The 279-nt window shown below is 43.0% G+C and carries 1 tRNA gene; it reads left to right on the top strand.

The annotated features are described in order from the left end of the window. Positions 1 to 47 precede the first annotated feature (47 nt). Positions 48 to 124, top strand: a tRNA-Met gene (locus H4J38_RS17015). Positions 125 to 279 lie beyond the last annotated feature (155 nt).

Here is a 279-nt window from a genome sequence, read left to right on the forward strand (position 1 = left end):
TTTGAATTAAAACAACTTGGCTTGTCTAATTTATTAGACCATTCGGACGCGGGATGGAGCAGTCTGGTAGCTCGTCGGGCTCATAACCCGAAGGTCGTAGGTTCAAATCCTGCTCCCGCAACCAATTCTTTTAGAATGAATGAAAACTTCTAAAACTTTAACAAATTCTTGAGTTTGAATTAAAACAACTTGGCTTGTCTAATTTATTAGACCATTCGGACGCGGGATGGAGCAGTCTGGTAGCTCGTCGGGCTCATAACCCGAAGGTCGTAGGTTCAA

The organism is Colwellia sp. BRX10-3 (genome assembly GCF_014077505.1).
GTDB lineage: Bacteria > Pseudomonadota > Gammaproteobacteria > Enterobacterales > Alteromonadaceae > Cognaticolwellia.